The sequence below is a fragment of the Anaeromyxobacter oryzisoli genome, assembly GCF_022690765.1.
Classification (GTDB): domain Bacteria; phylum Myxococcota; class Myxococcia; order Myxococcales; family Anaeromyxobacteraceae; genus Anaeromyxobacter; species Anaeromyxobacter oryzisoli.
In genome coordinates this window covers 54,106-61,626 of record NZ_JALCZA010000021.1, presented here as the reverse complement: position 1 = coordinate 61,626, position 7,521 = coordinate 54,106, and the positions used below count along the sequence as shown (strand labels likewise).

Here is a 7,521-nt window from a genome sequence, read left to right as displayed (position 1 = left end):
CGCTACCACCGCGCAGCCGCGCCCCGCCGCTGGCCAGCCGGTGCGTCCCGGCGTATCCGCGCAGCCGCCGCGTCCCGGCGTGCCCGCGGCGGGCCCGGCCCGCCCCGGGGCGCCCATGTCCGCGGCGCCGCAGCAGCCGCCCGTCGATCCGCGCACGCTCCGGCCGACCGCGACGCAGGCGGTGGTCATCTCCCGGCCGCTCATCCCGGTGCGCCGGGTGACGCCGCCCACCGGCTCGCGCACCTCGTACCCGGTCGCCCCGGGCCCGCGCGCGCTCGGCCCCGTCCGCGAGCTGAAGGTCGTCCCCGGCTCGCTCGGCCGTGACCGCGAGTTCATCGACGTCTCCCGCGACCGCAACCGGCGCCGCGGCGCCGGCCGCCCCGTCTCGGAGGAGGCCGCGAAGAGCCTGAGCGGGAAGGAGCTGCTCCAGGCCGCGATCAGCGATCGCGCCTACATCCCGATCCGCGGCAAGAAGAAGAGGCCCACGAAGAAGGGAGCCAAGACGCAGATCACCGAGAAGGCCGAGCACAAGAAGGTCATCCGGATCGAGGAGTCGATCTCGGTCTCCGAGCTTTCCCAGGCGATGGGCGTGAAGGCGGCGGACCTCATCCGCAAGCTGATGCAGGCCGGGAAGATGGCGACGATCAACCAGCAGATCGACGCCGACACCGCCACCTTCCTCGCGACCGACTTCGGCTACAGCGTCCAGAAGAAGGGCTTCGAGGTCGAGGAGTTCATCCCGGAGGTGGCGGAGGACGAGTCGAAGCTCGTCATCCGGCCGCCGGTCGTGACGGTGATGGGCCACGTCGACCACGGCAAGACGTCGCTGCTCGACGCGATCCGCCAGGCGGACGTCGCCGCGGGCGAGGCGGGCGGCATCACCCAGCACATCGGCGCCTACAGCGTCCAGACGGCGCAGGGCCCGATCACCTTCCTCGACACGCCGGGCCACGAGGCCTTCACCGCGATGCGCCAGCGCGGCGCGCAGGTGACCGACCTCGTCGTCCTCGTGGTGGCCGCGGACGACGGCGTGATGCCCCAGACGATCGAGTCGATCAAGGCCGCGAAGGCCGCGGGCGTGACGATCCTCGTCGCGATCAACAAGATCGACAAGCCGGGCGCCACGCCCGAGCGCGTGATGCAGCAGCTCACCGAGTACGAGCTCGTCCCGGAGCAGTGGGGCGGCACGACCATCATGGTGCCGGTCTCCGCGCGCACGAAGCAGGGGATCCCGGAGCTGCTCGAGTACATCGCGCTGCAGGCCGAGGTGCTCGAGCTCAAGGCGAACCCGGAGAAGCTCGCCGCGGGGCGCGTCATCGAGGCGAAGCTCGAGAAGGGGCGCGGCCCGGTCGCGACCGTGCTCGTCGAGGAGGGCACGCTCCGCGTCGGCGACGCGGTCGTCACCGGCAGCCACTACGGCCGCGTCCGCGCCATGATGAACGAGCGCGGCGACCACGTGGACGACGTGCCGCCCGGCTACCCGGTCGAGGTGCTCGGCCTCTCCGGCGTGCCCGTCGCCGGCGACGAGTTCGACGTCGTCCAGGACGAGAAGGCGGCCAAGGAGGTCGCCGAGCACCGCGCCGAGAAGGCGCGCCAGAAGGAGCTCTCGAGCGTCAAGCGCGCGACCCTCGAGGACCTCTTCGCGAAGGCGAAGAGCGGCGGCAAGGTGCTGAACGTCGTCGTGAAGGCCGACGTCCAGGGCTCGGTCGAGGCGGTGGCGCAGGCGCTCGAGAAGGCCGCGACCAAGAAGGTCGGGGTCGAGATCCTCGACGCGGGCGTCGGCGCGATCACCGAGTCCGACGTCCTCACCGCCGCGGCGGGGACGGGCGTCATCGTCGGCTTCAACACCAAGCCCGAGACGAAGGTCGAGAGCATCGCGAGCCAGCAGGGCGTGAAGATCCTGCTCTTCAACATCATCTACGAGGCCGTCGACAAGATCCGGGAGGAGATGGCCGGGCTGCTCGAGCCCATCATCAAGGAGAAGGCGCTCGGGAAGGCCGAGATCCGCCAGGTCTTCAACATCCCGCGCGTGGGCGCCATCGCCGGCTCGGCGGTCACCGAGGGCGTGGTGAAGCGCACCGGCCACGTCCGCGTGCTCCGCGACCGCAAGGTGATCTTCAACGGCAAGATCTCGTCGCTCAAGCGGGTGAAGGACGACGTGCGCGAGGTCGCCGCCGGCTTCGAGTGCGGCATCGGGCTCGAGAACTTCAACGACGTGAAGGCCGGCGACATCCTCGAGGTTTACGAGCTGGAGGAGATCCGCCAGTCTCTCGATTAGGGCGCGACGCCTCGGACCTCGGGGCCCCGGGGGCGTCTCTCCCCGGCCCGAGGCCCGGCATGCCTGCGCCCGGCCTGAGGCTCTCCGCGGAGGTGGGTCATGTTCGTCGGGGTCCTCAGGCTGACGGTCCACCTGCCGGAGCCGGGGTCGCTCAAGTCGAAGCGGCACCTGCTCCGCTCCGCCCTGGACCGGGTGAAGGCGCGGTTCAACGTGTCCATCGCGGAGGTCGCGGAGCACGATCTCTGGCAGAAGAGCGTGGTCGGCGTCGCCGCCGTGGGCAACGACCACGCGTTCGTGAACGAGGTGCTCGACAAGGTCGCCGACTTCGTGTCGTCGATGCACGGCGGCCAGATCCTCGTCACCGACCGTGATCTCGAGATCGTCCCGTACGGCGACGGGATCGGCGAGGGCTCCACCCGGACCCTGGCCGAGGCCGAGGGGGCGGCGCCCTGGGAGGATCGCGACGAGGGCGGCGAGTCGCCGGCCGCGCCCCGCTTCCCGCGGCCGCGGCCCCGGCCGCGCTGGGACGATCGCGACGAGTAGCGGACGGACGAAGGCCGGGCGCCGAGCCCGGCGCGCGAAGCCCCGGCCAGAAAGCAGGCAACGAGAGTGACCACCCACAACCGCCCCGCCCGCGTCGCGGAGGAGTTCCGGCACGAGCTGACCGCCGTCCTCGCGCGCGGTCTCAAGGACCCGCGCATCACCGGGTTCGTCACCGTGACCGGCGCGAAGATGTCGCCGGACCTCAAGGAGGTCACGGTCTACGTCTCGATCCACGCCGACGACGCGGTCCGCGAGCAGACGCTCGAGGGGCTCCGCGCGGCCGCCACCTTCCTGCAGCGCGAGGTGGCGAGGAGCCTGAAGCTCCGCCACACGCCCCACCTCCGCTTCGTCTACGACGAGTCGGTCGCCCGCGGCGACCGGATCGAGCGCCTCCTCAAGGAGGCGAAGGCGCAGGACGCCGCGCGCGCCGAGGCGACCGCGGCGCCGGACCTCCCCGGCGACCGGCGGGACTAGCGACGTGCCCGGCCCCTCCGGCGTCCTGGTGATCGACAAGCCCGCCGGCCCGACCAGCTTCGACGTCGTGAGGCGGGTGAGCCGCGCGCTCGACGCGAGCACCGCCGGCCACGCCGGGACGCTCGACCCCGCCGCGACCGGCGTGCTCGCCGTGTGCGTCGGCGACGCGGTGAAGCTCCAGCAGTTCCTGATGGACGGCGACAAGGCGTACGAGGCGACCGTCGCGCTCGGCGCGGCGACCGACACCGAGGACGGCGAGGGACGGGTGATCGCGCGCGGCGATCCCGGCGCCGTGACCGCCGACGCGCTGCGCGCCGCGGCCGCCCGGCTCGTCGGCTGGATCGATCAGATTCCCCCGATGTACTCGGCGGTCCGGGTCGGCGGCAGGCGGCTCCACCGCGCCGCCCGGGCCGGCGAGGCCGTGGAGCGCGCTCCGCGGCGGGTGCGCGTGGACGCCTTCGACCTCGTGGACCTCGCGCCGCCCGCGGACGGCCTGGCGCTGGCGCGGTTCACGGTGCGATGCGGCAAGGGCACCTACGTCCGGACGCTCGCCGTCGACGTCGGGCGGGCGGTCGGCGTCCCGGCGCACCTCGCCGCGCTCCGGCGCACCATGTCGAGCGGCTTCCGGATCGAGCAGGCGATCCCCCTCGACGCCGCGGAGGCGCTCGCGCGCGAGGACGCGGAGGCGCTCCGGGCGCGGCTCGTCTCGCTCGCCGACGCGCTCGGGTTCGTCCCGGCGTTGCCCCTCTCGTGGCAGCAGGCGCTCGATCTGGTGCACGGCCGGCCGGTCGCCCGGCCCCCCGGCGCGCCCGCGGGCGTCACGCGCGCGCTCGCCCCGGACGGGCGGCTCGTCGCGGTCTGCGGCCCGGGCGACGGGCGCCTGCGGACCCTGCGCGTGCTCCTCGGGCCGGCGGACCTCCGCCCGCCCGCCGTGGCCCCCGAACATTGACTCCTCCCGCTGGATCGCTTAAGACCCCGCTTTCACGAGAGGCTCCCTGCGGCCCGAGGCGCGCGCCTTCGCCCTCGCTGCGGTGAGCCCGAACCCCGAAAGGAAGCACGCTATGGCGCTGGTCCAGGAGAAGAAGCAGGCGATCGTCGCGAAGTACAAGCGGCACGAGAAGGACACCGGGTCTCCCGAGGTCCAGGTGGCGCTGCTCAGCGAGCGGATCACCTACCTCACCGAGCACTTCAAGACGCACAAGAAGGACCACCACAGCCGCCGGGGCCTGCTGAAGCTCGTCGGCCAGCGCCGCCGCCTGCTCGACTACCTCAGGACGGCGGACCAGGGCCGGTACAAGGCCCTCATCGATCAGCTCGGCATCCGCAAGTAGGCGGGGTCGGGAACGGCGCCTCGGCCGACTGGGCCGGGGCGCTCGCGCTTCCGGGGTCGGAGGCGCGAAGACATGCAGTGAACGCGCCCGCCGGACCGGGTCGCGCGAGGGACCGAGAAGTCGCTTCCGTTTCCGACTGGGCCGCCTCTCCGAGCGAGGGGCGGCGGAGTGAGGAACAGAGGCACCTCCCGATCCCGAGGGCGTGAACCGGCCGCAGCGGGACCAGGGGCCGAGGCGCGCACGCGCGCCGGCCCGAAGGAAGGTGCACATGACCCCCATTCAGAAGTCCGCCGTCGTCGGCGGCAAGGAGATCACCCTCGAGACGGGCAAGATCGCGAAGCAGGCGCACGGCGCGGTCTGGGTCCGCGCGGGCGACTCGATCGTGCTCGTCACGGCGGTCTCCGCGGCCGAGAAGAAGGAGGGCATCGACTTCTTCCCGCTCACCGTGGACTACCAGGAGAAGCTCTTCGCCGCCGGCCGGGTCCCGGGCAACTACTTCCGTCGCGAGGGCCGGCCCACCGAGAAGGAGACGCTGACCTCCCGCCTCGTGGACCGCTCCTGCCGCCCGCTCTTCCCCGAGGGCTACGCGAACGAGACGCAGATCATCGCGACCGTCGTGTCCTTCGACCAGGAGACCGACACGGACGTCCTCGCCCTCACCGGCGCGTCCGCGGCGCTCCAGATCTCGGACATCCCGTTCAACGGCCCCATCGCCGGCGTCCGCGTCGGCCGCCTGAACGGCCAGTTCGTGGCGAACCCGTCGATCGCCCAGCGCGCCGAGTGCGACCTCGACGTGGTGATGGCCGCCTCGAAGGACGCGCTCGTCATGGTCGAGGGCGGCGCCGCCGAGGTGAGCGAGGCGGTGATGATCGACGCGCTCCTCTTCGGCCACGCGGCCGTGAAGGGGCTCCTCGAGGCGCAGGACGCGCTCCGCGAGGCGACCGGCAACAAGCCGAAGCGCGCCTTCGAGCCGCCCAAGAACGACCTCGAGCTCCGCGCCAAGGTGAAGGCGCTCACCTGGGAGAAGGTGAAGGAGGCCTACGGCCGCGACGAGAAGCACGACCGCTACGGCCGGCTCTCGGAGATCAAGAAGGAGCTCCTCGCGGCGCTCAAGGAGGAGGCGGCCGGCGACGCGGCGAAGCTCGCGAACCTCGTCCTCCGCGAGAAGGAGATCAAGGGCTACTACGAGGACGTGAAGTACGAGTACATGCGCAGGATGATCACCGACGGCGGTCGGCGGATCGGCGGCCGCGGCACGACCGACATCCGGAAGATCACCTGCGAGGTGGGGCTCCTCCCCCGCGTCCACGGCTCGGCCCTCTTCACCCGCGGCGAGACGCAGGCCCTCGTGGCCACGACCCTCGGCACCGCCGAGGACGAGCAGCGCATCGAGATGCTCACCGGCATGAGCTTCAAGAAGTTCATGCTGCACTACAACTTCCCGCCGTTCTCGGTGGGCGAGGTGAAGTTCCTCCGCTCCCCGGGCCGGCGTGAGATCGGCCACGGCGCCCTCGCCGAGCGCGCGCTCCGCCAGGTGATGCCGGATCCGGACAAGTTCCCCTACACGGTCCGGGTCGTCTCCGACATCATGGAGTCGAACGGCTCGTCCTCGATGGCGTCCGTCTGCGGCGGGTGCCTCTCCCTGATGGACGCCGGCGTGCCGATCAAGAAGCCGGTGGCCGGCATCGCCATGGGGCTCATCAAGGAGGGCGAGAAGATCGCCATCCTCTCCGACATCCTCGGCGACGAGGATCACCTCGGGGACATGGACTTCAAGGTCTGCGGCACCGCGGACGGCATCACGTCGATCCAGATGGACATCAAGATCGGCGGCGTGACCCGCGACATCCTGGAGAAGGCGCTCGCCCAGGCCGCCCAGGGCCGCGCGCACATCCTCGGCGAGATGGCGAAGGCGCTCCAGACGCCGCGTGCGTCGATCAGCGCCTACGCCCCGCGGATCACGACCATCAAGATCCGCCCGGAGCGCATCAAGGACATCATCGGCCCCGGCGGCAAGACCATCAAGGACATCACCGCCCGCACCGGCACCTCGATCAACATCGAGGACGACGGCTCCGTCTCCATCGCCAGCCCGAACAACGAGAAGGTCGAGGCGGCGATCAAGATGATCCGCAGCCTCACCCAGGAGGCCGAGGTCGGGAAGACCTACCTCGGCACGGTCCGCAAGATCGCCGAGTTCGGCGCCTTCGTGGAGATCTTCCCGGGCACCGACGGCCTCGTCCACATCTCCGAGCTGGCGGACAAGCGCGTCAAGAGCGTGAGCGACGTGCTCTCCGAGGGCGAGGAGGTGCTCGTGAAGGTCATCTCGGTGGACCGCTCCGGCAAGATCCGCCTCAGCCGCAAGGAGGCGCTCGCCGACGCCGCCGGCAAGAAGGGCGAGGCGGCGCCGACGGAGCCCACCAAGTCGTAGGTCGTGGCGGTCACGATCCAGATCCGGCGCGTCGCGAACCGCGGCGCGCCGCTCGATCTCCCCCGCTACGAGTCCCCGGGCGCGGCCGGGCTGGATCTCCGCGCCGACGAGGCCGTCACGCTCGCCCCCGGCGAGCGGCGGCTCGTCCCCACCGGCCTCGCCGTCGAGATCCCGCCCGGCTACGAGGGCCAGGTGCGGCCCCGCTCCGGGCTCGCCCTGCGCCACGGGATCGGGATGGTCAACGCGCCGGGCACGATCGACTCGGACTACCGCGGCGAGGTCGGCGTCCTGCTCGTGAACCACGGGCAGGCGCCGGTGGGGTTCGCGCGGGGCGACCGGATCGCCCAGCTCGTCATCGCCCCGGTCGTGCAGGCCGAGCTCGTCCTCGTCGACGCCCTCTCCGACAGCGGGCGCGGCGACGGCGGGTTCGGCTCGACCGGTCACCAGTAGGCTTCAACCGGAGG

7 protein-coding genes are annotated in these 7,521 nt (G+C 71.9%); all 7 read left to right on the top strand.

What is annotated here, in order from left to right:
* Positions 1-2,278: translation initiation factor IF-2 (gene infB, locus MNZ27_RS09290; RefSeq protein WP_242393770.1), on the top strand; the 2,278-nt coding region annotated here is incomplete at its 5' end.
* A gap of 99 nt (positions 2,279-2,377) precedes the next feature.
* Positions 2,378-2,821 (top strand): DUF503 domain-containing protein, encoded by a 444-nt coding sequence (locus MNZ27_RS09285; protein ID WP_242393769.1) that lies wholly within the window; start codon positions 2,378-2,380, stop codon positions 2,819-2,821.
* A 66-nt stretch (positions 2,822-2,887) separates the two neighbouring features.
* Complete coding sequence (gene rbfA, locus MNZ27_RS09280; protein WP_242393768.1) at positions 2,888-3,295, top strand: 30S ribosome-binding factor RbfA; 408 nt, start codon at positions 2,888-2,890, stop codon at positions 3,293-3,295.
* A 4-nt stretch (positions 3,296-3,299) separates the two neighbouring features.
* A complete protein-coding gene (truB, locus tag MNZ27_RS09275) occupies positions 3,300-4,244 on the top strand; it encodes a tRNA pseudouridine(55) synthase TruB (RefSeq protein ID WP_242393767.1) in 945 nt (314 codons plus the stop codon).
* A 112-nt stretch (positions 4,245-4,356) separates the two neighbouring features.
* On the top strand, positions 4,357-4,626 hold the full coding sequence (gene rpsO, locus MNZ27_RS09270; RefSeq protein WP_242393766.1) for a 30S ribosomal protein S15: 270 nt from the start codon (positions 4,357-4,359) through the stop codon (positions 4,624-4,626).
* A 268-nt stretch (positions 4,627-4,894) separates the two neighbouring features.
* Entirely contained in the window at positions 4,895-7,057 is a 2,163-nt protein-coding gene (pnp, locus tag MNZ27_RS09265) for a polyribonucleotide nucleotidyltransferase (RefSeq protein ID WP_242393765.1), read from the top strand.
* Between the two features lie 3 nt (positions 7,058-7,060).
* Positions 7,061-7,507, top strand: coding sequence for a dUTP diphosphatase (gene dut, locus MNZ27_RS09260; protein WP_242393764.1), 447 nt, complete (start codon positions 7,061-7,063; stop codon positions 7,505-7,507).
* Positions 7,508-7,521 lie beyond the last annotated feature (14 nt).